At 50.2% G+C, this 24,141-nt stretch carries 17 protein-coding genes, 2 tRNA genes and 3 rRNA genes; 5 read left to right on the top strand and 17 right to left on the bottom strand.

What is annotated here, in order from left to right; genetic code table 11:
* Positions 1–18 precede the first annotated feature (18 nt).
* The 4 genes from AWQ23_RS07200 to AWQ23_RS07185 form a co-directional block, all read right to left on the bottom strand.
* A complete protein-coding gene (locus AWQ23_RS07200) occupies positions 19–576 on the bottom strand; it encodes a CAP domain-containing protein (protein WP_062433878.1) in 558 nt (185 codons plus the stop codon).
* Positions 577–602: 26 nt separating this feature from the next.
* Complete coding sequence (locus AWQ23_RS07195) at positions 603–1,082, bottom strand: Mov34/MPN/PAD-1 family protein (protein ID WP_062433875.1); 480 nt, start codon at positions 1,080–1,082, stop codon at positions 603–605.
* 87 nt (positions 1,083–1,169) lie between these two features.
* Entirely contained in the window at positions 1,170–2,279 is a 1,110-nt protein-coding gene (gene thrC / locus AWQ23_RS07190) for a threonine synthase (protein ID WP_045442698.1), read from the bottom strand.
* A gap of 165 nt (positions 2,280–2,444) precedes the next feature.
* Complete coding sequence (locus tag AWQ23_RS07185; protein ID WP_062433872.1) at positions 2,445–4,085, bottom strand: Ppx/GppA phosphatase family protein; 1,641 nt, start codon at positions 4,083–4,085, stop codon at positions 2,445–2,447.
* Positions 4,086–4,177: 92 nt separating this feature from the next.
* Here AWQ23_RS07185 and AWQ23_RS07180 point away from each other — a divergent pair, with 92 nt between their 5' ends.
* Entirely contained in the window at positions 4,178–5,059 is an 882-nt protein-coding gene (locus AWQ23_RS07180; protein WP_062433869.1) for a 4-hydroxybenzoate solanesyltransferase, read from the top strand.
* Positions 5,060–5,219: 160 nt separating this feature from the next.
* Here the strand turns inward: AWQ23_RS07180 and rrf are convergent.
* From rrf to ruvB, 10 genes are all read right to left on the bottom strand, one after another.
* Positions 5,220–5,337 (bottom strand): 5S ribosomal RNA (rrf, locus tag AWQ23_RS07175).
* Between the two features lie 79 nt (positions 5,338–5,416).
* Positions 5,417–8,228, bottom strand: a 23S ribosomal RNA gene (locus AWQ23_RS07170).
* Between the two features lie 206 nt (positions 8,229–8,434).
* Positions 8,435–8,510 (bottom strand) — tRNA-Ala (locus AWQ23_RS07165).
* 39 nt (positions 8,511–8,549) lie between these two features.
* Positions 8,550–8,623 (bottom strand) — tRNA-Ile (locus AWQ23_RS07160).
* Positions 8,624–8,744: 121 nt separating this feature from the next.
* Positions 8,745–10,233 (bottom strand): 16S ribosomal RNA (locus AWQ23_RS07155).
* The 16S, 23S and 5S rRNA genes sit together here with 2 tRNA genes alongside, the layout of an rRNA operon.
* A 502-nt stretch (positions 10,234–10,735) precedes the next feature.
* The gene (gene gltX, locus AWQ23_RS07150) at positions 10,736–12,181 is read right to left on the bottom strand and encodes a glutamate--tRNA ligase (RefSeq protein ID WP_062433866.1); all 1,446 of its coding nucleotides are present in this window, start codon (positions 12,179–12,181) and stop codon (positions 10,736–10,738) included.
* 169 nt (positions 12,182–12,350) lie between these two features.
* The gene (locus AWQ23_RS07145; RefSeq protein ID WP_012307012.1) at positions 12,351–12,563 is read right to left on the bottom strand and encodes a photosystem I reaction center subunit IV; all 213 of its coding nucleotides are present in this window, start codon (positions 12,561–12,563) and stop codon (positions 12,351–12,353) included.
* Between the two features lie 99 nt (positions 12,564–12,662).
* The gene (locus AWQ23_RS07140; protein ID WP_062433864.1) at positions 12,663–13,280 is read right to left on the bottom strand and encodes a DUF6391 domain-containing protein; all 618 of its coding nucleotides are present in this window, start codon (positions 13,278–13,280) and stop codon (positions 12,663–12,665) included.
* Positions 13,281–13,342: 62 nt separating this feature from the next.
* Positions 13,343–14,839, bottom strand: a complete 1,497-nt coding sequence (locus AWQ23_RS07135) for a site-2 protease family protein (protein ID WP_062433861.1) — start codon at positions 14,837–14,839, stop codon at positions 13,343–13,345.
* A 103-nt stretch (positions 14,840–14,942) separates the two neighbouring features.
* The gene (gene ruvB, locus AWQ23_RS07130; RefSeq protein WP_062433859.1) at positions 14,943–16,034 is read right to left on the bottom strand and encodes a Holliday junction branch migration DNA helicase RuvB; all 1,092 of its coding nucleotides are present in this window, start codon (positions 16,032–16,034) and stop codon (positions 14,943–14,945) included.
* A gap of 162 nt (positions 16,035–16,196) precedes the next feature.
* Between ruvB and AWQ23_RS07125 the strand changes: the two genes are divergently transcribed.
* Positions 16,197–17,426 (top strand): sugar phosphate nucleotidyltransferase, encoded by a 1,230-nt coding sequence (locus AWQ23_RS07125; protein WP_062433856.1) that lies wholly within the window; start codon positions 16,197–16,199, stop codon positions 17,424–17,426.
* Here AWQ23_RS07125 and AWQ23_RS07120 read toward each other — a convergent pair.
* Positions 17,403–18,860, bottom strand: a complete 1,458-nt coding sequence (locus AWQ23_RS07120) for an ankyrin repeat domain-containing protein (RefSeq protein WP_062433853.1) — start codon at positions 18,858–18,860, stop codon at positions 17,403–17,405. The two genes, AWQ23_RS07125 and AWQ23_RS07120, sit on opposite strands and share 24 nt — an antisense overlap.
* Positions 18,861–19,018: 158 nt before the next feature.
* Between AWQ23_RS07120 and AWQ23_RS07115 the strand changes: the two genes are divergently transcribed.
* Positions 19,019–19,489 carry a DUF4079 domain-containing protein gene (locus tag AWQ23_RS07115; protein ID WP_012307006.1) on the top strand — a complete coding sequence of 157 codons (471 nt, stop codon included), beginning with the start codon at positions 19,019–19,021 and terminating at the stop codon, positions 19,487–19,489.
* Here the strand turns inward: AWQ23_RS07115 and AWQ23_RS07110 are convergent.
* Positions 19,473–20,249 (bottom strand): DUF1997 domain-containing protein, encoded by a 777-nt coding sequence (locus tag AWQ23_RS07110; protein WP_232308984.1) that lies wholly within the window; start codon positions 20,247–20,249, stop codon positions 19,473–19,475. The two genes, AWQ23_RS07115 and AWQ23_RS07110, sit on opposite strands and share 17 nt — an antisense overlap.
* Positions 20,250–20,394: 145 nt before the next feature.
* Here AWQ23_RS07110 and AWQ23_RS07105 point away from each other — a divergent pair, with 145 nt between their 5' ends.
* Both AWQ23_RS07105 and AWQ23_RS07100 read left to right on the top strand, forming a co-directional pair.
* Entirely contained in the window at positions 20,395–21,057 is a 663-nt protein-coding gene (locus AWQ23_RS07105) for an SDR family oxidoreductase (RefSeq protein ID WP_062433847.1), read from the top strand.
* A gap of 146 nt (positions 21,058–21,203) precedes the next feature.
* A complete protein-coding gene (locus tag AWQ23_RS07100) occupies positions 21,204–23,213 on the top strand; it encodes a DICT sensory domain-containing protein (RefSeq protein ID WP_062433844.1) in 2,010 nt (669 codons plus the stop codon).
* 287 nt (positions 23,214–23,500) lie between these two features.
* Here AWQ23_RS07100 and AWQ23_RS07095 read toward each other — a convergent pair whose 3' ends face one another.
* Positions 23,501–24,082 carry a thioredoxin family protein gene (locus AWQ23_RS07095; RefSeq protein ID WP_062433841.1) on the bottom strand — a complete coding sequence of 194 codons (582 nt, stop codon included), beginning with the start codon at positions 24,080–24,082 and terminating at the stop codon, positions 23,501–23,503.
* Between the last annotated feature and the right edge of the window lie 59 nt (positions 24,083–24,141).

Here is a 24,141-nt window from a genome sequence, read left to right as displayed (position 1 = left end):
CCACTCCAACGGGATTGTTCAGCGGCGCTTGAGGAAAAGCTGCGTGAAGTAGTAGACACCTTCTTCGTTTTTAACGACACCAATGCCTGTGAGATCAAAGTCGCCAATAATATTTTTGTGGTGGCCAGGGCTGTCGATCCAACCTTCTACGGCAACGGTGGCAAGGTCATCATAGCCTTGGAGAAGCGCGAGATTTTCGGCAACACTGGCATATTTTAAAGCTTGTTTTTCAAGGCTAGCGGCCCGTTTGTCAAAACCATCATGGGAAAAGCTAGCTTCACCGGAGGCCATTTTGGCACTGTATTTGCGGGACTCATTCGTAATCCGGTAGTCCAACGTTAAAGGTTCTAGGCCCAGACTGGCTCGATAGGCGTTGATTTGGGTATGAATCTGCTGTTCGATGGTTTCGGTATTGGGATGTTTGACGGGTTGGGGGGTGAGGGGTTGTTCCTGTTGGGCGACCGGCTGATTCGCTGTGGAGGAAATGGTTGGTCGTTCTGTCTGCTGAAAGACGAAACGGGCACCGAAATAAAACAAGATGGGAACCACAAAACGTGACCAACGCTGGTGTCTCATGGGAAAGCCTCTGGGGAAAGTTAGCTCTATTGTAAGAATTCAGAATCTAAATGCTGAATCTGGATCGGTTCTTCTTGAAATTGGCGATCGCCATCGAGTTGCCAACTGCGATAGTCAGCGACACGCCGCTGGTGGACAGAGAGAATGAGGTAAGAGTAAATGTCCCAGGCGATCGCCCGGTCATATTCAGAGGGAATTGCGGCATGGTCAGGGTGAGAATGGTAGATGCCGATGATTGCTAGGTCTTGGGCGCGGGCGTATTTCTGGGCTTTGAGAATTGCGGCAGGGGCGATCGCAAAGCGGTCATAGCGCGACTGGGATTGGGGATTTTGGGGGAGCAATTCCGGCATTGCTTGGCTAAACGCCAGCGTCCAAGTATTTTCTGTCGGCCAGATTTCCCGAACTATTTTATTTTGCCCCAGTAACAGACCACAACACTCTTCCGGATAGCAGGTCTGGGCGTGGGTGATGAGTTGTTCGATTTGAGAAGGAGTCAAGCTTAACATGATGACCTTGTTGCCTCGTTGCCGAAAAAAACGCCCAAATCCTCAGCAGATTCAGGCGCAGTTTTGTTGAAGTGATTGAATTACAGCCTAGAATCCCATTGCCTTAGCCACCGCTGCCATATTTGCAGGAATTCCGGTTTGCCCTTTTGATAAACTGTGGGCGATCGCCGCATCGGGATCCTTCAAACCATTACCTGTCAGAACACAAACTACCGTTGCTCCCGTTGGTACTTGATCTTTGACTTTCAAAAGTCCGGCCACCGAGGCTGCACTGGCAGGTTCACAGAAAATGCCTTCATTAGCCCCAAGCTTGCGATAAGCCTCGATAATTTCTTCGTCGGTCACCGCATTAAAAGCCCCTTGGCTAGCCGCTTGCACCCCGTGGGCTTTGTCCCAGTTTACCGGGTTGCCAATGCGAATTGCCGTTGCCAGGGTTTCCGGGTTATGGACAGGCCCTCCCTGGATAAACGGTGCCGCACCAGACGCTTGAAAGCCCATCATCCGGGGGAGCTTCGTCGCTTTATTTAGTTCATGGTATTCACAAAATCCCATCCAATAGGCCGTGATATTCCCTGCATTGCCTACGGGGATACAAAGCCAATCTGGTGCTTCACCGAGGGCATCGACCACTTCAAATGCTGCGGTTTTTTGACCCTGGAGCCGGTAGGGATTCACAGAATTGACCAGTGTTACAGGGTAATTTTCCGACATTTGTCGCACGATGCTGAGGGCGTTATCAAAGTTGCCTTCAATGGCGATCACTTCAGCCCCGTATAACAAAGCCTGGGCTAATTTTCCTAGGGCCACATAACCATCGGGAATTAAGACAAATGCCCGTAGACCTGCCCGTCTAGCATAGGCAGCAGCAGCAGCAGATGTGTTACCAGTACTCGCACAAATTACGGCTTCGGCCCCTGCTTCCTTGGCTTTGGTAATTGCCATGGTCATGCCCCGGTCTTTAAAGCTCCCCGTGGGATTTAGGCCGTCATATTTGGCATAGACTTGCACCCCACGACCGATTTCTGCGGCAATACTGGGAATGGGAATCAGGGGAGTATTGCCTTCGTAGAGGGTCACCACGGGGGTGCTGTCGGTTACGGGGAGATATTGGCGATACGCGTTAATCAGACCCGGCCACTTAGCAGCATGGTGGGTCGGAAAGGGAGCAGAGGTCGGATCGGCTTTAGGAGTACTCAGAACCACAATTGTTCTCTTAAAGTTTAGAAAGTGTAGTCAAACAAACGAAATCTTCTCTAAAGGGTAGCAGTAAGGGGCTATCTGGGCTAGTCACAGGGGCGATCGCCGCCCCATTGGTACAGGGATTTTAAGAAAAGATTAACGTGGATTAACTATTTTAAGAGTTTAGGGGCATAGATGGGCGGCCACGGTCACTGCAAATTCTTCTTCAAAGATCTCCTTGTTATAGTTTAAACTCCAGAGCTCTAGTTCGCAGGCATCATCCCTATGGGTCGGAGTCAGCTTGAGGGTGAGTAAACGCTGTTTCGCATCAAAGTCACACTGAATTTCGGCGATCGCCCCCACCTGGCGTCGGTCAAGGGCCACCGCAAGCCGCATGATCGCACTCAACTCACTCACCATCTGTCGGTGTTCTTTGTGGATGAGATTTTGATAATTTTCGTGTTTTTTCTTCGGCTTGCTTTTGCGGTGGTAGCGGGCGAGGTTCGCGACGATTTCTAATTGGGTCTCATTGAAACCGAGGAGCTCTGCATTACGAATCAGATAGTAGGAATGTTTATGGTGGGCCGCATGGCTAATGTAAAGACCACAGTTATGGAGGATCGCCGCCGCCCAGAGCATTTCCCTCGCTTCGGTGTCCCATTGGTGTAGCCCCCCCTGGAGCTGATCAAAGAGACTCAGAGAAAATACGGCAGTGCGTTTACTGGCGACCAAATCAACGCGATATTTTTTGGCGATCGCCATCACACTCCGTTCCCGAATCGAACTTTGGTATTGCAGGCGACTTTCAATCAAACCATGGGAAAGCATCCAGTCAACGATCACCCCTTCCCGCAACGCCCGTTCACAGAGGGTAATTTTTTTCAGCTGTAATAGATCCATCGCTTCTTGGAGGATGATTGCCCCTGCCAGGATAATTTCTGCGCGCTTATCGGACATCCCTGGTAAATTTGAGCGCTCCCGACAATTAAGCTCCCGCATCTGTTGAATCAGTTTGCCCAAGTCTTGACGCGAGAACGTGTAGCCGTGGAGAGGACTCGGCACGCTCCCCAAATCAGCCATCGCGTGCATTGCTGCCAAGGTTTCAATGGTGCCAGAGGTGCCGATCATTTGTACCTGTTCTTCCGGGAGAAGATGTTCTTGTAGTTCTTCAATGGGACGCTCTAACATCCCCCGAATATAAGCTTGTAGGGCCGCAAATTCCCGGTTGCTAATTGGATCAGTATTTACAAAGTCCTGGGTTAACCGCACCGCTCCCACCTTTGTGCTGCTGAGAAAGCGTGCTTCATGGCTTTCTACCAGGCTAATTTCTGTCGAACCGCCCCCAATATCAATCAAAACATGGGGTTGTTGGTTAAAGTCAACGGCTGATAAAACGCCGAGGTAGATACGGCGCGCTTCTTCTTGGCCGGAGATTAGATCAACTTCTAAGCTTAGTTCTGCTTCAATCCGTTGTAAAAATTCTCGACCGTTGGGGGCTTCCCGCACGGCGCTAGTTGCCACCGCTACTAAAGAATCCACCTGAAAACTCGTCGCTAGATCCTGACAACGACGGAGGGCATTTAAAGAACGATCCATGGCGGCTTCCGTCAGGTTTCCTGTGAGGCGATCGCGATGACCAAGGCGCACTGTATCTTTTTCCCGGGCGACAATTGTAAATGCGGGCAGGCTGGGTTGAATTTTGACAATCACCATGTGAATTGAGTTGGTGCCGATATCAATCGCTGCTAGGGTACAGTCCTCCCCTTGGGTGACATTCGCAAATTGAGTGGAATTCGTTTTAAGCTGATAGACGGAAGTAGCCATAGATTTATGTCTGTCATCTTTGCTGACTTCTCTATTATTAAGGATTACCTCCGATTTACTGATTTTTTATGACATCTCTTCGTTGAACATCTATGGTTTCTGAGCCTACCTGGAAAAAAATTATCTATTTATTACGCTGGGATAAACCGGCAGGTCGCTTAATTCTAATCATTCCTGCCCTATGGGCTGTCTTCTTAGCGGCTGAGGCCAAACCTGACTGGAAACTGGTCTTAGTGATTATCTTTGGGGCAATTACCACCAGTGCTGCGGGCTGCGTTGTGAATGATTTATGGGACCGGGATATTGATCCCCAAGTGGAACGAACAAAAGTTCGCCCCATCGCTTCTAAAGCTCTCACGGTCAAAGTAGGAATTATTACGGCGATCGCCTTTTTTCTTTGTGCCGCTGGGTTAGCGTTTTATTTCAATCCCTGGACGAATCCCCTTAGTTTTTGGTTATGCGTCGCCGCAGTTCCCGTGATTATTGCTTATCCTCTAGCAAAACGTTTTTTCCCGGTACCACAACTTGTTTTGGCGATCGCCTGGGGCTTTGCCGTTCTCATTAGTTGGAGTGCTGTGACCCAAAATTTAACTGCTGCAACCTGGCTGTTATGGGGTGCAACAGTTTTCTGGACTTTGGGTTTTGACACCATCTACGCTCTCTCCGACCGGGATGATGATTTGAAAATTGGCATTAATTCTAGCGCTATTTTTTTTGGTAAATTTGCCCCCGAAGCCGTCGGTATTTTCTTTGTCTTAACAGCGACTTGTCTTGCTATTCTAGGCAAAACATTGAATATTAATCTTTTGATTTACGGTATCGCTTGGGCGATCGCTGTCGGTCTTTGGTTTAAACAATATCTAAAAATTCGGAAACCCAATCTTCCCCGCAAAGCCTACAATCGACTCTTCGAAGAGAACGTTACGATTGGCTTTATTCTCCTCAGTGGAATGATCAGTAGCTTTATATTTTAGACCTCTCAGTTACTTAGAAAATATCACAAGCTGTCATGGTAGAAAGACAGCTTTACTGTAGTTCTACACGACAAATAAAACCCTCAATCTGCAGATTGAGAGCTTTGATTAGAATATAAAGTTGAAGAATAAGATATTCAGTTTTTCATAAAAGAGAGAAGCTTGGCATTGAGCTATTTTCCCGGTAGGCTACCCCACAGGTATCGTCGCCGCTATAGCGTTTCACATCTGAGTTCGGGATGGAATCAGTGTGGTTCCACTATGCTAAAAACACCAAGCAGTGGTGTGGTCTCACACCCTCAAGACTGCACAAAATACTCATTAGTTCATCGAAATACTTAGTCTAACCATCTGTTTAAGGACAAGCCCTCGGTCTGTTAGGACATCTCGGCTCCATATGTTGCCACACTTCCACCTAATGCCTATTAACGGGTGTTCTTCCCGTGACCTTACTGGATTAACTCCATGAGAGCACTCATCTTGAGGTGGGCTTCCCACTTAGATGCTTTCAGCGGTTATCCGCTCCGCACTTGGCTACCCTGCGTTTACCGTTGGCACGATAACAGGTACACCAGCGGTGCGTCCTTCCCGGTCCTCTCGTACTAAGGAAGACTCCTCTCAATGCTCTTACGCCTGCACCGGATATGGACCGAACTGTCTCACGACGTTCTGAACCCAGCTCACGTACCGCTTTAATGGGCGAACAGCCCAACCCTTGGGACCTACTTCAGCCCCAGGTTGCGATGAGCCGACATCGAGGTGCCAAACCTCCCCGTCGATGTGAACTCTTGGGGGAGATCAGCCTGTTATCCCTAGAGTAACTTTTATCCGTTGAGCGACGGCCCTTCCACGCAGCGCCGTCGGATCACTAAAACCGACTTTCGTCCCTGCTTGACTTGTAGGTCTCGCAGTCAAGCTCCCTTCTGCTTTTGCACTCGATGGCTGATTTCCAACCAGCCTGAGGGAACCTTTGTGCGCCTCCGTTATCATTTAGGAGGCGACCGCCCCAGTCAAACTGCCCACCTGATACTGTCCTTTCACCGGCTTCACGGTTTAAAGTTAGAATTCTAGCCTTGTTAGAGTGGTATCTCACCAGTGACTCCATTACTCCCACAAGAGTAATCTCAACGTCTCCCACCTATCCTGCGCAAACAAAGCCCGAACCCAATACCAAGCTACAGTAAAGCTTCATAGGGTCTTTCTGTCCAGGTGCAGGTAGTCCGTATCTTCACAGACAATCCTATTTCGCCGAGCCTCTCTCCGAGACAGTGCCCAGATCGTTACGCCTTTCGTGCGGGTCGGAACTTACCCGACAAGGAATTTCGCTACCTTAGGACCGTTATAGTTACGGCCGCCGTTCACCGGGGCTTCGGTCGTCAGCTTCGCCTAAGCTAACCAACTTCCTTAACCTTCCGGCACTGGGCAGGCGTCAGCCCCTATACGTCCTCTTACGAGTTTGCAGAGACCTGTGTTTTTGGTAAACAGTCGCCTGGGCCTCTTCACTGCGACCAGCTCTCGCTGGCACTCCTTCTCCCAAAGTTACGGAGCAATTTTGCCGAGTTCCTTAGAGAGAGTTACCTCGCGCCCCTCGGTATACTCTACCACCCTACCTGTGTCGGTTTCGGGTACGGGTCCTATGCTTTCAACACATAACTAGCTTTTCTAGGCACTATCCTTTACTACGCGGAGACCGTAGTCTCCTCCCAATCCATTCAGGGTGTAGCTATCTTTCATGCGTCATAGTTATGCTCCCACACAGGAGTTGAGGAATATTAACCTCATGTCCATCGACTACGCCTTTCGGCCTCGCCTTAGGTCCCGACTAACCCTCCGCGGACGAGCCTTCCGGAGGAAACCTTAGGGTTTCGGGGTATGTGATTCTCACACATATTTTCGCTACTTAAGCCGACATTCTCACTTCTATACAGTCCACATCTGCTCACCGCTAATGCTTCACACCATATAGAACGCTCCCCTACCACTCTTTCGAGTCCGCAGCTTCGGTAACTTGCTTAGCCCCGTTCATTTTCGGCGCAGGAGCGCTTGACCAGTGAGCTATTACGCACTCTTTCAAGGATTGCTGCTTCTAGGCAAACCTCCTGGTTGTCTATGCACTCCCACCTCCTTTATCACTTAGCAAGTATTTTGGGACCTTAGCTGGCGGTCTGGGCTGTTTCCCTCTCGACGATGAAGCTTATCCCCCACCGTCTTACTGGCTGAATTTTACATGGTATTCTTAGTTTGTCTCACTTTGGTACCGCTCTCGCAGCCCGCAGCGAAACAGTGCTTTACCCCCATGCAAGGAAACCAACCGCTGCGCCTAAACACATTTCGGGGAGAACCAGCTAGCTCCGGGTTCGATTGGCATTTCACCCCTAACCACAGCTCATCCGCTCCTTTTTCAACAGAAGTCGGTTCGGACCTCCACTTGGTATTACCCAAGCTTCATCCTGGCCATGGTTAGATCACCCGGGTTCGGGTCTACAAACTGTGACTAACGCCCTTTTCAGACTCGTTTTCACTTTGGCTTCGGCTTTTCACCTTAACCTGCCACAGCCTGTAAGTCGCCGGCTCATTCTTCAACAGGCACACGGTCAGACGTTAAATCGTCCTCCCATTGCTTGTAGGCTAACGGTTTCATGTTCTATTTCACTCCCCTCCCGGGGTTCTTTTCACCTTTCCCTCGCGGTACTTTTACACTATCGGTCACACAGTAGTATTTAGCCTTACGAGGTGGTCCTCGCTGATTCAACCGGAATTTCACGTGCTCCGGCCTACTCGGGATACAGTTAGGCTACTTCGATTTTCGACTACAGGACTTTCACCTTCTTTGGTGTAGCTTTCAACTACTTCGTCTAACCTCTATAGTCCACATCACTGTCCCACAACCCCAACCGCCTAAGCAGTTGGTTTAGGCTCTTCCCGCTTCGCTCGCCGCTACTAAGGGAATCGATTTTTCTTTCTCTTCCTTCAGCTACTAAGATGTTTCAATTCGCTGAGTTGGCTCATACCATCCTATATATTCAGATGGCTGTATTTAGGGTTGCCCCATTCGGAAACCCCCGGCTCAATGCTTGCTTCCAGCTCCCCGGAGTATATCGTCGGTAACCACGTCCTTCATCGCCTCTGTGTGCCTAGGTATCCACCGTTAGCCCTTTGTAGCTTGACCTTTTTTCGAGGTCAGACTCTTGGCTATTTTTGGATTGCTTGTACTTTCGTACTTTCCTACCTAGCTATTATTTCGACTATCTAATATTCTTTTGTGCAGTTTTCAAGGTGCTTTGCTGAAATCTCTTTCAGCATTCAACAACATCTTTCGTCTTTTTTTTTAGACTATGGTGCTGATGCTGAGTTCGTTTCATTATTTCGTGGTTTTGGTGGAGGTAAGCGGACTCGAACCGCTGACATCCTGCTTGCAAAGCAGGCGCTCTACCAACTGAGCTATACCCCCATTGATATCAACAATTGATGATTATCAACGGTTGATAAGTGGGCCATCCTGGACTTGAACCAGGGACCTCACCCTTATCAGGGGTGCGCTCTAACCACCTGAGCTAATAGCCCATGTCCACGAACCTAAATTTGAAAGTGACTCCCGTTTCTCCCCCTCGCACGACCTTCGAGATGACCTTACTGCGTTCTATTTGCTGATTGCTTTCAAACTTCAGTAGGTTAGGTCTCCCTAAAAGGAGGTGATCCAGCCACACCTTCCGGTACGGCTACCTTGTTACGACTTCACCCCAGTCACTAGCACTGCCTTCGGCGCCCTCCTCCGCGAACGGTTAGAGTAACGACTTCGGGCGTTGCCAGCTTCCATGGTGTGACGGGCGGTGTGTACAAGGCCCGGGAACGGATTCACCGCAGTATGCTGACCTGCGATTACTAGCGATTCCTCCTTCATGCAGGCGAGTTGCAGCCTGCAATCTGAACTGAGGCCGGGTTTGATGAGATTCGCTTGCCCTCGCGGGGTTGCTGCCCTTTGTCCCGACCATTGTAGTACGTGTGTAGCCCAAAATGTAAGGGGCATGATGACTTGACGTCATCCCCACCTTCCTCCGAGTTGTCCCCGGCAGTCTCCCTAGAGTGCCCAACTTAATGCTGGCAACTAAGGACGAGGGTTGCGCTCGTTGCGGGACTTAACCCAACATCTCACGACACGAGCTGACGACAGCCATGCACCACCTGTCTCCGTGCTCCCGAAGGCACTCTCGCATCTCTGCAAGATTCACGGGATGTCAAATCTTGGTAAGGTTCTTCGCGTTGCATCGAATTAAACCACATACTCCACCGCTTGTGCGGGCCCCCGTCAATTCCTTTGAGTTTCACACTTGCGTGCGTACTCCCCAGGCGGGATACTTAACGCGTTAGCTTCGGCACTGTCCGGGTCGATACAGACAACGCCTAGTATCCATCGTTTACGGCTAAGACTACAGGGGTATCTAATCCCTTTCGCTACCTTAGCTTTCGTCCCTCAGTGTCAGTTACGGTCCAGTAGAGCGCTTTCGCCACCGGTGTTCTTCCCAATATCTACGCATTTCACCGCTACACTGGGAATTCCCTCTACCCCTACCGTACTCAAGTCACACAGTTTCCACCGCCGATCCACAGTTAAGCTGTGGGCTTTGACAGCAGACTTGCATGACCACCTACGGACTCTTTACGCCCAATAATTCCGGATAACGCTTGCACCCTCCGTATTACCGCGGCTGCTGGCACGGAGTTAGCCGGTGCTTATTCCTCAGGTACCGTCAGTATTCTTCCCTGAGAAAAGAGGTTTACAATCCAAAGACCTTCCTCCCTCACGCGGTATTGCTCCGTCAGGCTTTCGCCCATTGCGGAAAATTCCCCACTGCTGCCTCCCGTAGGAGTCTGGGCCGTGTCTCAGTCCCAGTGTGGCTGCTCATCCTCTCAGACCAGCTACTGATCGTCGCCTTGGTGGTCCCTTACACCACCAACTAGCTAATCAGACGCGAGCTCATCTTCAGGCCAAAAAAGATTTCACCTCTCGGCATATCGGGTATTAGCAGTCGTTTCCAACTGTTGTCCCCGTCCTGAAGGCAGATTCTCACGCGTTACTCACCCGTCCGCCACTAAGCCCGAAGGCTTCGTTCGACTTGCATGTGTTAGGCATACCGCCAGCGTTCATCCTGAGCCAGGATCAAACTCTCCATATTAGACTTTTTTACTCATTCCTTAGAATTTTCATTTGTCTTTAGCAAGAGATGTTTTTTAAGGCTCTCTTTATCCTTAACTAAGCTCCTTGGTATCGATTGTTTCAATCTCAACCAGCTCACTTGTTATAATCTTGTTTAAAACAAGGGGGCGGATAGTCACTTTCAAATTCTATTCTTTTGTCTCGGTTCGGGGCGGCGGTTCAGTGCGTCTCTCTCAACCGCGCTTAACTATATTAACCACACAACTCGGAGATGTCAACACCTTTTTCCAATCTTTTTTCGGATTTGGATGAAAAATCCCTGGAATGCACTCAGGACAAGGGGTTTGGTGGCTGGAAAAATTTGGGATTTTAAGTTCTTAAGCCCCTCAATCTGGATTTGACAACCACATTCTATTCCTCTCGATTAGGTGAGATATTAAAAAAACCTCCTTCCTCATTTCACTGATGAGTACCAGAGGTCTTTTTGTTGGATTTGAAAACCAAATCCCTACGTTGGCGGGTTAGATCGAGGCGATCGCCTGATTGAGTCTTTCGATATCCCAACCTTTTTGGTGGAGGAGTACCCAGGATTGCATGAGATCGGGGCCTTGGAGTTCACCCATCAGCCCGGCACGCATGGATTTCATGACGACGCCTTTTTTGACGCCATGGGCTTTGGTGACTTGGTTAATGAGTGCTTTTGCTTCATCGGGGGTGAAATTAGTACTGGCTTGGATGTTTTGGAGGATTTCCTGGAGAATCGCTTTAACGCCCTCGGTTTGGAGTTGGGCCGTGGCTTTTTCGTCTAAGGTGATGCTGTCACCAAAAAGAAGTCGGGTTTCTTGGGTAACATCGGCCAAGCGGGTGAGGCTGGGCGCAACGAGGGTGATGAGGGACTCTAACCAGGGGCGATCGCCTAGATAATCTTCGTAACCTGCTGCTTGTAAATAAGGGATAAGCAGATCCGTCAGGGCGGGGATCGGCATTTGGTGGAGGTACTGGGCATTAATCCAATCGAGCTTGTCCCAGTCAAATTTTGCGCCAGCTTTATTGACCCGCTCTAGGGAAAATTCCTTTGCGGCTTCTTCGAGGGTAAAAATTTCTTGGGTTGAGTCGGTCGGCGTCCAGCCCAAAAGACTCATATAGTTGGCGATCGCCTGGGGGAGGAATCCCATTTGGCGAAAATCATCAATAGATGTCACCCCATCCCGTTTCGACAATTTACGTCCCTCTTGATTGAGGATTAAGGGCGTGTGGGCAAACTGAGGTACTGCCGCGCCAAGGGCTTCATATAAAAGAATTTGTTTAGCAGTATTGGCGATGTGGTCTTCCCCCCGAATCACATGGGAGATTTGCATATCAATATCATCAACCACCACCGCAAGATTATAGAGAGGCTGACCAAAAGACTCATTCCCTTCAGGAGTGCGGGCAATCACCATGTCACCACCGAGATCGCTACCTTTCCAAGTCATGGTGCCTCGAATCAGATCTTGCCAAACGATTTGCTGAGCATCGTCAATTTTGAAGCGAATTACGGGTTTACGACCTTGGGCTTCAAATTCAGCTCGCTGCGCCTCCGTTAAGTTGCGGTGACGATTGTCATAGCGGGGCGCCTGATTATTCGCTTTTTGTTGTTCCCGCATCGCCTCAAGTTCTGCGGGGGTACAGTAACAACGATAGGCAAGACCTTGATCTAAAAGGGTTTGGATTGCTGCTTTGTATTGATCCAGCCGTTGGGTTTGGAAAAAAGGGCCTTCATCCCAGTGCAAACCGAGCCATTGGAGACCCGTTTTAATGTTTTCGGTGTATTCGGGCTTAGACCGTTCCAAATCGGTATCCTCAACCCGGAGGACAAAGGTACCGCCATGGTGATGGGCAAAAAGCCAATTAAAGACAGCAGTTCTAGCTGTCCCGATGTGGAGATTTCCGGTGGGACTTGGGGCAATACGAACGCGAACAGTCACGGGGTTAATCCTTTGTTGTAGTGGTTTAATTTAATCTTTGTGGTGGCTATTTTCCCATTGTCCTTTAGGAATTTGAAGGGGCATATAAAAACACCGCCCCCGCAAAGAGACGATGTTGGTTGTGTGTTTAATATCAAAAATGGGTTTTTAAAAAGAGGGACAGAGGGGCTTAGCCGACGACTTCGAGTTCATGCTCAGCGAAGTTGTTGGTGTTTAGACCACCAGCACTACCGCTAAAGCCGTTGTAGTTGACTTTGTTAAAGCGAACAATGACGGGATAGATAATACCGCTTTTATCAATGCTTGCTACTGTGCCGACATCGCCGTACCAGTAGGATTCTTTCCGGAGAATTTTAACTTTGGATCCGCGTTCGATAGCCATGCTTATGTTCCTTTAAAGCGATTACTAAAGAGTGTAGTTAGACTTAGATAACAGCCTACTATCGGATAGGGGTTTTCAGGCACTTGAAGTGTTTAAGTTTTATTGCGCGTCCTGCCACCGTAATCGGACAAAATGGCTTGGATTTCCACTCTCGTCCGTGTTTTCTTGGATTTCTTCGAGGGCGAGATTGAAGGGAATCGCGGTGGTGATGTGCTGTTGGGCATATTTACCGAGATCAGGGGCGATCGCCCAGGCTGTGGCAGCAGCAGTCCCCATACCAAAGAGTTGGGTGAGGGGATCTTTGGGGAGCAACCAAGCGGCTCCACCAGCTAATCCTGCTGTTAGTAGTAGAGTGACAGAGATATTGGTGCCGCAGCGAGGATGAATCGCTAAATTCCATTCCCCAGACCGGAGGCGATCGCCGGCTGTACTGACCGCCCGGTAAAGATCGGTTTTATCCACGCCACCAAATAAATAAAACCCTTGCCCCGTGGACATTCCACTTAATTCCGCGTAGTGGTGACGCCAGGCCGTTGGGTAGCGTTCTGCCAATTCTGTAAGCACCCAGACCGTTCCATGTTCGAGGGCATGGGCCTGGCGAATAAAGAGCAGCTCCCTCAGACCGGGCACAAAATCCAATTGCGCGATTAAATTTTGATCTTGACTGGCCTGCGGTGAAAACCAGTCACCATCCCAGAAAAAATTATGCGCTGTCATTGCTGTTGTTATCCTTTACTGAAAAAATTTTGTCCATCAAAGCTTGAATTTTCCCCAAGAGGTTATGCGCCGATCCCCAATTGTCCCGCCAAGCTGGGACTCAAGGGAATTAAAGTCACCAGCATCAAAAATAAAGCGACTAATCCCAGGATCGCCCGGGTATCGTTAGGTTCCAATAGTTCATTGAGGCTGGGGCGTTCTGCTTCCCGTTGTAAAAAAATAATAATCAAAGCCCAGTAGAGGGGAATGGGGTTTGCTGGGTTAAACAAAGCCACTAGCCCCAATACCACGAGGGTAGCAATGGTAGTACGACGAGCTGTTTTACGGCCATAAATAGCCTGGATAATGCGGCCTCCGTCTAAACAACCTGCGGGGAGTAAATTTAACGCTGTAATCACAAGGCCCAACCAGCCCAGAATCGTCAAGGGATGAATCGCCACAATCGCTTGTTGCAACCCATCGCCTAGGAAAATGCGCGCCAGGGTACCCACCAACACTGAACCCTGGAAAAATTGACTGGGAACTTTAAATAGACTGTCTGGGTTAGAGAGCCCAAAACCACCCAGGAGAAGCACCAGGGAAATCAGCCCCCCCGCCGCTGGGCCAGCAAAAGCAATGTCGAAGAGCGCTGTCCGGTTCGGGAGCAGGGATTCAAAGCGGGTAATCGCCCCAAAAGAAGCAATCTGCCAGTTGGGGAGGAAAAAAGGAATGCTGAGTTTGACATTATATTTTCGGCTCGTGACCCAGTGGCCTAGTTCGTGAACCCCCAAGATGAGCCACATCCCCAGGCTGAGGGGCAGGACGTCGGTATAACGCTGCCAATCACTGAAGAAATCAAAGCCTTTGAGGACACCAATCGCTTCTAGGGTCGTCGCCAGGGTGGCAACAAGTAAGACTAAAGCGACATTTTTCTGGGCGAGACTCGTGGTTTTTGGGTCGTTACTGCTCGGTAAGATGACAATCACTGGTTTGCCTTCTGGGTCTTCGACTAAGAAAAGGCGGTATTTATCCCCCAGGCGATCGCCTAATTTTTCCGTCAGCTTTTGGTGGGCCTCTTCGGGTTCCCCCCGCAAATTTCCCTTGAAAATGGCCCCTTCTTGGTAGGGAATTGCTTCTGTGGCAAAAAATGTGTCAATGCCAAAAATACCTTTAATGGTTTGGAGATCCTCTGGATTAATGGGTTGAATTTCGGGTTCGGTCGCCAGATCTGCTGGGGCTTGTGTCGAGGATTCTGTGGCTTGAGTTTCAGTTTGGAGGCGTTCTAGGGCCTGTTTGCGAATCATCTCCCCCTGGCCTGCCTCTCGGCGTAGATTACCTAAATAGATATAGGCTCCCGCCGAAGCCACCAAAATCAGCACCACACCAATGAGATCCAGGCTCACCCCTAAAAGAATGCAACTCAATAGCACCAACCAGGGAACCGTAATCGCGAGGGATTGTCCCCAGGCCAATAACCCTAAGCGTCCCGCTTTTTGCGATCGCCGATAGCCCCACAAAACCGTACCCAAAGCCGCGAAAATAAGCAGTATTAATGCTGAGGTTGCCGGGGAAAAATCCATAATAAAGTTGCGTTGATCGTCCAAATTTCAAGTGTTTTCACTATTTTAGAAGGATTTCTCCAGAAAGAAATTTCGAAGCCGTCACCCGCAAGACCAGTTAAAACTAGGGTAAAAGGTCGAGTTGGGTGGTTTGTTCTACCGGGATTAAACCTAGATGTTGTCTCGCTTTTGCGCTCACTACACGTCCTCGGGGCGTGCGGTTTAAAAAACCAATTTGGAGTAAATAAGGCTCGTAGACTTCTTCAATGGTCTTGCTATCCTCGCCAGTGGCGGCGGCGATCGCCTCTAAACCCACTGGGCCACCCCCAAAATGATTGAGCATTGTTTCTAGGATTAGACGGTCTGTCCAGTCCAATCCCAAAGCATCAACGTTGTACAGATCCAAAGCCGTTGCCGCCACCGTTTGGGAAATTTCTCCATGGCCTTTGACCTGGGCATAATCCCGGATTCGCCGTAATAGACGGTTGGCAATGCGAGGCGTCCCCCGTGCTCGACGGGCAATCTCTAAAGCGCCCTCTGGGGTAATGGGCTGCTCAAGGATCAAGGCACTGCGATGGACGATGGCAATCAATTCATCGACCTCGTAGAAGCGCAACCGTTGAATCAAGCCAAAGCGATCGCGCAGAGGGGAGGTTAAAGCCCCCACTTTGGTCGTTGCGCCAATCAAAGTAAAAGGCTTCAGGGGAATACTACGGGTTCTGGCACTGACTCCTTTGCCAATGGTGACATCTAAGCGGCCATCTTCCATCGCTGGATAGAGCAATTCTTCGGCCATGCGATTAAGACGGTGAATTTCATCGATAAACAAAATATCGCCAGCCTCTAGACCCACCAACAGGCCACTAATATCCCGGGGGCGTTCTAAGGCTGGGGCAGCAGTAATTTTACACTTCACGCCCATTTCTGCCGCTAAAATCAATGACATGGTTGTCTTCCCTAACCCAGGGGGGCCATACAGCAACATATGATCGAGGGGTTCACGGCGGGCTTTGGCGGCGGCGATCGCAATACCCAATACTTCCTTGAGATCCTTTTGACCCAGGTAATCTCCCAGACGTTGGGGACGAATGCGATCTTCATTGGCCGATTGTTCTTGGTCTTCGGGCAGGGCTTGACTCGTGGTGAGGGCATCTCTACCCAAAGCCGGATCACGTTTAGGCGGGAGACCATGGCCTTGGTTGCGTTTAATCGCCATTGCTGTGGACAGAAAACAACTGTCACTCCATCCTAAACTGAATCTTTTGGGAAATGCGGGCATTTAGGGAAAGGAACACCTTTCGGTAAAATAAAGACCAATCTTCCGAGGCTTTGCGCCATTTAGCCTGAAAACAATCATTGTTCGAGGACAATACCATTCATGAAAGCCATGATTCTGGCAGCGGGTAAAGGAACCAGGGTTCGTCCAATTACCTACACCATCCCCAAGCCCCTCATCCCAATTCTGCAAAAACCCGTGATGGAATTTTTGCTGGATCTGCTCGCCCAACATGGCTTTGATCAGATTATGGTGAATGTGAGCCATCTCGCCCACGAAATTGAAGGCTACTTTAAGGATGGTCAACGCTACGGAGTACATCTGGCCTATTCCTTTGAAGGCAGTATCCAAGACGGAGAATTACAGGGGGCAGCCCTCGGTTCCGCCGGGGGGTTGCGGAAGATCCAAGATTTTCATCCATTTTTTGACGATACTTTTGTGGTGCTTTGTGGTGATGCTCTGATTGATCTAGACCTCACCGCAGCGGTGCAGTGGCATCGCGAAAAAGGGGCGATCGCCACCGTAATCACCAAATCTGTCCCCAAAGAAGCGGTCTCTAGCTATGGCGTTGTGGTCACAGATGATGAAGACCGGATTCTCAGTTTCCAAGAAAAGCCCAGCGTTACCGAAGCTCTCAGCACGAAAATTAATACCGGGATCTATATTTTTGAGCCGGAAGTAATCGATTTTATTCCCCCCAACTGCGAATTCGACATTGGTGGTCAACTGTTTCCAAAGCTTGTGGCGGCCAATGCACCTTTTTACGCCCTAGATATGGACTTTGAGTGGGTAGATATTGGCAAAGTCCCTGACTATTGGCAGGCGATTCAGAGCGTGCTCCAGGGCAAGATCAAAAATGTGCCCATTCCCGGCATCGAAGTCAAACCAGGGGTTTATACAGGCCTGAATGTGGCCGTCAACTGGGATAAAGTCGATATCGAAGGCCCTGTCTACATTGGCGGCATGACCCGCATTGAAGATGGGGCAAAAATTATTGGCCCGACCATGATTGGCCCCAGTTGTTGGATTTGTGCAGGCGCGACCGTCGAAAGTAGTGTAATTTTTGAATATTCTCGCTTGGGCTCAGGGGTACGCCTCAAGGATAAATTGGTCTTTGGGCGCTACTGTGTTGATAAAACGGGGGCAACCATTGATCTGCAAAAAGCAGCCCTGGACTGGTGGATTACAGATGTGCGCCATGCCCATCCCCCCACGGCACCGGTGAAAAATCCCCACGTGGTCGAATCCTTAGAAATTGAAAAGTTTTTAAATAGCTCTAGCTTGGCGGCAGACTCTCCCCCATCGCCATCATCTCGCCCCAGCAGCCTTTAAGAGCTTCACAACGGTTTTACATTGGTTAAACTGAGCAATTTTAAGGGCTGTGTCGCCCCGTTTGTTTTGGGCATTGAGATCTAAATCTGGACACCGTTCGAGGAGCAACTGAACAACGGCATGGTGATCCCGGTGGGCTGCCCACATTAAGGCTGTGGCTTGATGTTGATCTTTGATATTGGCATCGGCCCCTGCCTTTAACAGCACTTCAATGACTGCTTGATAACCGCGATCGCCCGCTTCCATCAGGAGGGTTTTGCCGTTGGGGAGACGTTCATCAGGATTAGCTCCCCTTGCCAGGAAAAGTTCGAGGAGTTCCAGCTTGCCTTGGTTGAAGGCGATCAGGAGCGCATTTTCTCCTTCGTTTTGGTAGTGGAGATCTGCACCTTGGTCGAGAAGAAGTTGGGCGATCGCCCTTTGCCCCTGGTAGGCAGCAACCAGGAGGGGGGTATCACCTTGGTGGTTGGCTAGGTTCACCACAGCATTTTGGCGGAGTAAATATTCGACAATATCGTAGTGGCCTTCGAGGGTTGCTAAATGGAGGGCCGTGTCGCCTGCTGCATCGGTGCTATTGGGATTTAATTGATGCTTAAGCAAATATTGCACCAAGGCGAGATTGCCAGCAGCCCCCGCGAGAGGCAGAATATCCGGCTGAGTCAGGGTTGCCCCGGCCTGAACCAGACGTTGTGTGAGGGGCAAATTCCCCTGTTCGACGGCAAAAATAACGGCCGTATCCCCATCGAGATCTGTGGCATTGACCACCGCCCCAGCAGCCAACAGCATGTCAACGACCTCATCGTAACCCGCAATAACTGCGTGCATGAGGGGGGTCTTCCCGTCACTACTGGGAAGATTCACATTTAACCCGGCCTTGAGTAGGACTTCTAAACAGGCGATCGCCCGCTCCGACACGGCCACCGTCATCGCCCCTAGGCCTTGGTAAGGGTTAGCCCGCTGGGCCAGGAGTATCTGCACCACCACCGGGTGTTGCCCTTGAATCGCTAAATTCAGCGCCGTATCTCCATCGAAATCTTCGTGGTTAATCTTTGCCCCGGCCTTCAACAAAATTTCTACGGTGGCGATCGCCCCCCGATAGGCCGCCACCATCAGCGCGGTACTGCCATCTTCATTGGTGGCATTGGGATTAGCGCCAGCCCCAATCAAAAAATGTAGGACTGCCGTTTGTCCTGCCGCCGCCGCCACCATCAGCGCCGTGAGGCCATATTTTCCTCGTAATTCTAAATCTGCGCCGTGGGTGAGGCAGAGTTTAACGAGATCCAAAGCCCCAACTTGACAGGCATACATCAAAGGACTCGTGCGATCGCCATCCAAAATATTGACTGGTACCCCCTGGGTGAGCAATGCGGCCACTCGATCCACATTTTGGGCGCGAATTGCCTGAAATAACTGGGCGCGGTCCACGGGGGCTGTCATCGCGAAACATACAATAAAGGTTAATTTCTATTGTAGAAGTATCCCGGATCGATCCTGTCCCAAGCCGTCCCAGATTCTAGTTGATAATTTCCATTTGCCAGGGGAATCGGTTAAGTTTTATAAAGATTTCAGCATCCTGAACGAAGGAGAAAACACCCATGAGTTTTGAAATTCCAGAGTCCGTCAAAGTCTGGTCCCAGTTTGGTCACCCCATTATGATGTGGGTCTTGTTTGGGCTTTGTATTTATGCGATGTACCTCGGTATTCAGATCCGCCGCATCCGGAGTGCCGATAAAGAAGTCCGCAAAGAATTGGTCAAAAAACAATTTAACTTCAAGCACCACCAGGTGGGTTCAGCCCTGCTGGCATTTATGGTTTTGGGAACCATTGGTGGGATGGCCGTCACCTACATCAACAACGGGAAATTATTCGTTGGCCCCCACCTCCTTGTCGGTTTAGGGATGACCGGTTTAATTGCCATCTCAGCCTCTTTGGTGCCTTTTATGCAACGGGGCAACGATTTGGCGCGGGTAACCCACATTGGCTTGAATACGTTGCTGGTGGCTCTGTTTGGTTGGCAGGCCGTGAGTGGTATGGATATTGTGACGAAAATTATTGGCCGTCTGTAGGTAGCGTCCAGGCAAAATTTTCGGGGGGGACAGGGGGACTGTCCTCTTTTTTGTGGGTTTCTGGATTGTCTTCGGGAGGACGAATGACGGTACAACCTCGACCACTCTTGAGGGGTAAGGGGAGATTGAAACAGTCGTGGAAGTCTTGCTGAACTTTTGTGGTGAGGCGCGGCGAAACCTGGGAAACAATGGTCGCGAGGAGGCGATCGCCTGTGGTTTTCAGTAGACCCTGGGGCAACTTGTAGATAAACCGGGGAAACTGAACCAGCACCTGTAAATGCAGCTCCCAATTCACCTGGGTAATCACCGGCGGCATCGGGCGATCGCCAAGCAGTTTTCGCGCCTGTGCATCGTTGGCAAGTACCTGTTCCCAGGGGAGATGATCGAGGCACATCAACGCATCATAATCAATGGCATAGCCCTGGGATTGGGCCTCAGGCAGAGGCACATTGTACATTCTGTAGGCATTTTCAACGGGGGGGTCAAAAACCACCGCCAGTTTTGGTTCTACTTCATAGCCAAAATTGCCAAACTTGCCCACCGTCAGAATATAGCCATTCTCGGTGAGGGGTTCTACCTGCATCGGTTTTGCACAACGGTGGAACCAACCGCCATGGCGATCTAGGTACGCCGCGACTTCCTCTAGGGGCGCGTACATTTGCATGATCCCTCGATAGTGGGTCTCAAAATGCATCGGTGGCGTTTCGGGGTTACCGTCACCAAAGGCCGTGAATAGACGAGACGATTCCGCAGGGTTCATAGCAGCAAAAGACAAGAAATAAACTTGTTGTACCTAAAATCATGCCCGCTTTTCTGTAAAGTTGCACCCCAAGACCGAGGAATTCAGGGTAATAATTGTAAATCGAAGGCAAATTTCCGCCAGCGATTTTAGGAGGTTAACGAGGATGAAAGTTTTAGTGGTCGGGGCGACGGGGGAAACGGGACGGCGCGTTGTCGAAACCCTAATTGCTCAAAATATCCCGGTGCGGGCCATGGTGCGGGATCTCAACAAAGGCAAAGAAATTTTGCCCTCGGACGCAGAATTAGTCGTTGGCGATCTCCTCGATAAAAAATCGCTACCAGGGGCGATCGCCGACTGTGACCACATCATTTGTGCCGCCGCCGCCCGACCCAGTTTGAACCCTGCCGCATTTTTTCAAGTGGATTATGTCGGCACCAAATCGCTGATCGATGCTGCCGTGGCCCAGGGAGTTAAGCAATTTGTCCTCGTCACGTCCCTTTGTGTATCTAAATTTTTCCATCCGTTGAATCTATTTGGTCTGGTGCTGTTCTGGAAAAAACAAACCGAGGCTTACCTCATCAACAGTTCCCTCAATTACACGATTGTCCGTCCCGGTGGCTTGAATGCCGAAGCCGCAGCGCCCCTGGTACTCGCCCAGGCCGATACCCTTTTTGAAGGACGAATTCCCCGGCAGCAGGTGGCAGAATTATGCGTGGCTGCCCTTAATCATCCCCAGGCGAACCGACAAATTATTGAAGCAATTACGGACAGTGACCGTGAGCCTCAGCCGATCCCTGACCTGATTCGTGCCTTGGGCTCTGCGTAATGGCGATCGCCTCGTCACCATTCATTCAGTTTCCAAATCCCCTAGAAAAATTGATCAATATTGGGTGATCAAGGATAATCTAGGGAATTCCTCTGGTCCATCGTTCGTAGAAGGCGACTATTCCTTTCGGGAAAAAGCATTTCTTAATGAGTATTCAAACCTCGGTTGTCAAACAATTATTTGAAGCCGTTCCCCATGGGCGATCGCAACTCTATTTCAAATCTTCCCTAACGGCACTCTCCCACGCGATGGAAGATCAAATCCTTGCAGGTCAAGACTCCCCCTTGGTGATCGCCAGCTTCCAGCAAGAAAGATATTACCGCCAGGAAGCAACTCGCTATCATCGCATTGCCGATAAATCCCAACAGGTTTACGTCCTAGCGGCCCCAGAAACAGAGTTTGAAAACGCCTCTGATACCTACGAGCGCATTGCCTTTACGCCAGATGATGCCCTAAGCGAAGAGTGGCACCTCGTGGTGATTGGGGAGAATTTTGCCAGTTGTCTCCTCTGCCGAGAAAAACACAACAATTCTGAAAAGGGAGATCACTTCGCCGATAATGCCCGTCGTTTTGAAGGTATTTGGACCGAAGACCGCAACATTACCGAAAAAGCAGCGGAAATCCTCCTCGATCGCATTGCCCAATATCGCCCGGAGCTCCAGAAAAAAGTTCAAGCGGCCAAGGAAACCTACCTCCAAAATGGTCACCAAGATCTAACGGAACATCAGCCTAATTCCACCGCCGATCCCTTTGTGCAACGCTTGGTGAACTATCTCCAGGCGGGTCAATACAAAATCCTCAAAGCCAACCGCTCCCTGGCAAACAAAGAACAAAAGGAGCGTTTAATTAATACGGTCACAGCGGCCATTCGGCGATCGCTCGACACCGAAGACATCTTGCAATTGGCCGTCGAAAAATTAGGAGAAGGTCTCGGAGTCTGTCGCTGCATTATTTACCGTTGCAAAGAGTCAGACGAACAAGCCCAGATCCAGCATGAATTTCTCCATGGGGATCAAATTTCTGTAAAAGGTCGCAATTGGCCCCTGAAGGATAATCCCCTCTTTCAAAAGGTGGTCTCCCTGGGGGAGCCCCTGGGTATTGATAATACCGAGCAAGATCCGGACTTCATTAAAGACCAGCTAGAAACCCTCACCCAAACCTGTTCCATCGTCTCCTGGCTGCTGGTGCCGGTACTCTACCAAGGACGATTGATCGGCATGATCGAGTTACATCACTGCCACCCAGAGGCGATCCACTGGCGACAGGAAGATATTGCCCTCGTGGGGGCGATCGCCATCCAAGTAGGTGTGGCCCTAATTCAGGCCGAAGCGTACAACAACCTCGAAGAACTTAACGAACAATTAGCGGCCCTCGACCGTACCCGTTCTAACCTTGTGGCGATCACAGGCCACGAACTCCGGACACCTTTATCGACGATTCAAGTCTGCCTAGAAAGCCTTGCCAATGAGCCGGATATGCCGGAGGAACTGCGCCAGGTGATGCTAGATACCGCCCTCCAGGATGCAGAACGTCTACGCACCCTCGTCCAGGATTTTCTGACCCTGTCCCAGCTCGAAAGTGGTCGGGTGGAGTGGAATATTGAACCCCTGATGCTCTATGAGTGTGTGGAACTGGCCATGAGCCACGTGCGGGCCAAGCGTCATCAAAGTGGCGGCCAACCCCTGCCCCAACTGATCAATCAAGTTTCGCCAGATTTGCCCCTCGTCCAAGCTGACGGGGAATGGCTTGTAGAAGTGATCGCCAAGTTGCTGGACAATGCCTGTAAATTTAGCGATGCCAAGCAGGGTCAAGTGGCGATCGCCATCACCGCCGAAGATCCCCATAAACTCACCGTGAGCATTATCGACAATGGCCGGGGCATTGAACCCAAACGCCTCGAAACCGTCTTTGATCGCTTTTACCAAGAAGAAGGAGCCTTACGGCGGAGCGCTGGCGGCACTGGCTTAGGATTAGCGATTTGTCGCCAGATTGTCACCGCCTGGGGGGGAGCGATCTGGGCAGAATCCGAAGGCAAAAATCAGGGGAGTCAATTTTCCTTTACGGTACCGGTCTTTGAAGAACCCAGCCCACCGAAAACGAACCAGACCAGCAAAACAAAAACGAAAACGAAAACGAAGCGTTCCCGGCGTCGCTAACAAACGCTCACAAAACTGAGCAATTCACCTTAAGCTTTGTGAATATTCCCAACTAAATATCAGCATGGGCCTACAGAGGACTAAGGGCGCAGGACAATAAAGATAGAGGGACACCACAGAATCCACAGACTCCCTATCTGAGCGAGAGATCCCTGAGTGAAGTCCCAAGGAGGCTTTATGTTAAGCACCTATTTATTTCCAGATGGCACCCTGTACATTTTAGTAAAACTGCTTGTCCTGGCCCTCGTCATTTTGCTATGGCTGACGGTCAAGTCGTCCCCTGTGGTTTAGCCAAAATAACTGGGGGCATTGCCTGGTTTCCATTTGATATTGCAACCAAGGCTGGGCTTTTGGTTCGGATCAGGGGTTTCTTTTGCCAAAACGGCGGCGATCGCCTGGCGAAGATCAGCTCCCGTCACGGGCTTGTCATTACCGGGGCGCGCGTCGTCCAATTGGCCCCGATAGACCAGCTTTAAGTCCTGATCAAAAAGGAAAAAATCAGGGGTACAGGCCGCTTGATAACTTTTGGCGATCGCCTGGGACTCATCATAGAGAATCGGAAAATTTAATTGGAGTGCTGCCGCCATTTCCTTGAGCTTCTCTGGGCCATCATCCGGATAATTCTCTGCATCATTGGCACTAATGGCGACAATGCCTAGATCCTGGGGGACGAAATTTACTCCCAACCGGGCTAGCTCATCCTGGACATGGATCACAAACGGACAGTGGCGACACATAAAAATCACGAGCAAACCCGCTTTCCCCCGGAAATCTCCAAGGCTAACGGTTTTTCCGGTGGTGACATCCGGTAGGGCAAAATCAGGGGCCGGAGCACCCAGGGGAAGCATGGTGGATTCAGTGCGAGCCATAAAAAATTACCTCAATAATTGTGTGTAAGTTGCTGGGACTGACGCAAACCATCAAAATC

Origin of the sequence: Picosynechococcus sp. PCC 73109 (assembly GCF_001521855.1) — a bacterium.
In the GTDB taxonomy this organism is placed as follows: domain Bacteria; phylum Cyanobacteriota; class Cyanobacteriia; order Cyanobacteriales; family MRBY01; genus MRBY01.
Note: the sequence above shows the minus strand (reverse complement) of the source record. Positions and strands in the feature narration are given on the sequence as shown.

Excerpts from the sequence above, each read along its gene's own strand:
- AWQ23_RS07200 (WP_062433878.1), bottom strand. The coding sequence starts at position 576 with ATGAGACACCAGCGTTGGTCACGTTTTGTGGTTCCCATCTTGTTTTAT.
- AWQ23_RS07195 (WP_062433875.1), bottom strand. The coding sequence starts at position 1,082 with ATGTTAAGCTTGACTCCTTCTCAAATCGAACAACTCATCACCCACGCC.
- AWQ23_RS07185 (WP_062433872.1), bottom strand. The coding sequence starts at position 4,085 with ATGGCTACTTCCGTCTATCAGCTTAAAACGAATTCCACTCAATTTGCG.
- AWQ23_RS07180 (WP_062433869.1), top strand. The coding sequence starts at position 4,178 with ATGGTTTCTGAGCCTACCTGGAAAAAAATTATCTATTTATTACGCTGG.
- AWQ23_RS07145 (WP_012307012.1), bottom strand. The coding sequence starts at position 12,563 with ATGGCTATCGAACGCGGATCCAAAGTTAAAATTCTCCGGAAAGAATCC.
- AWQ23_RS07140 (WP_062433864.1), bottom strand. The coding sequence starts at position 13,280 with ATGACAGCGCATAATTTTTTCTGGGATGGTGACTGGTTTTCACCGCAG.
- AWQ23_RS07135 (WP_062433861.1), bottom strand. The coding sequence starts at position 14,839 with ATGGATTTTTCCCCGGCAACCTCAGCATTAATACTGCTTATTTTCGCG.
- ruvB (WP_062433859.1), bottom strand. The coding sequence starts at position 16,034 with ATGGCGATTAAACGCAACCAAGGCCATGGTCTCCCGCCTAAACGTGAT.
- AWQ23_RS07125 (WP_062433856.1), top strand. The coding sequence starts at position 16,197 with ATGAAAGCCATGATTCTGGCAGCGGGTAAAGGAACCAGGGTTCGTCCA.
- AWQ23_RS07120 (WP_062433853.1), bottom strand. The coding sequence starts at position 18,860 with ATGACAGCCCCCGTGGACCGCGCCCAGTTATTTCAGGCAATTCGCGCC.
- AWQ23_RS07115 (WP_012307006.1), top strand. The coding sequence starts at position 19,019 with ATGAGTTTTGAAATTCCAGAGTCCGTCAAAGTCTGGTCCCAGTTTGGT.
- AWQ23_RS07110 (WP_232308984.1), bottom strand. The coding sequence starts at position 20,249 with ATGAACCCTGCGGAATCGTCTCGTCTATTCACGGCCTTTGGTGACGGT.
- AWQ23_RS07105 (WP_062433847.1), top strand. The coding sequence starts at position 20,395 with ATGAAAGTTTTAGTGGTCGGGGCGACGGGGGAAACGGGACGGCGCGTT.
- AWQ23_RS07100 (WP_062433844.1), top strand. The coding sequence starts at position 21,204 with ATGAGTATTCAAACCTCGGTTGTCAAACAATTATTTGAAGCCGTTCCC.
- AWQ23_RS07095 (WP_062433841.1), bottom strand. The coding sequence starts at position 24,082 with ATGGCTCGCACTGAATCCACCATGCTTCCCCTGGGTGCTCCGGCCCCT.